Raw genomic sequence first — 607 nt, forward strand, 5'->3', positions numbered from 1 at the left:
TCGCAGGGCTCGGATGCACTTGCGTCCCTGGGCACCGCCAAGGGTCAGGTCGATGTCGCCTTCGAATGTTCCGGCGCTCCGCCCGCCGTGGTCGCTGCCTGCACCTTCCTGCGCCCCCGCGGAATGCTGGTCACCGTTGGCCTCGGCCCCGAAACCAACTTGCCAATGAGTGCGATCGTGACCCGCGAATTGCAGATCGTCGGCAGCTTCCGCTTCGCGCCGGAGTTCGCGACAGCGGCCCGGATGATCGACGCCGGTCGCTTCGATCTGCGACCGCTGCTCACCAAGGTGCTGCCTGCTGAAGAGGCGGTTAGCGCCTTCGATTTAGCCACTGACAAAACCCGTGCAATGAAGGTGCAAATCAGCTTCCCAGCGCCTTGACCCGCACACAACCCATTGCAGTTGAAACAGGAACCCCAAGGGAGGAGCCCACGATGATCCTGAAGACAACCACCGCAGCCCTGCTTGCCGGCCTCTGCCTCTCCGGCGCCGCCTCGGCACAGGAATACAGTTTCCGCTTCCAGTCCTCGGACCCGGCCGGCAACCCGAACTTCATCTTCCAGCAGGGCTGGACGGAAACGGTCAAAGAGATGACCGACGGCAAGGT

Annotated in this window: 1 protein-coding gene; it reads left to right on the top strand. The window is 63.3% G+C overall.

The genetic code is table 11. The features are described from left to right. Window positions 1–381 (top strand): zinc-binding dehydrogenase (locus LC039_RS26770; protein WP_226629943.1); only part of this gene is annotated, 381 nt, incomplete at its 5' end. Between the last annotated feature and the right edge of the window lie 226 nt (window positions 382–607).

Source organism: Alloyangia pacifica, from assembly GCF_020524285.1.
GTDB classification, from domain to species: domain Bacteria; phylum Pseudomonadota; class Alphaproteobacteria; order Rhodobacterales; family Rhodobacteraceae; genus Salipiger; species Salipiger pacificus_B.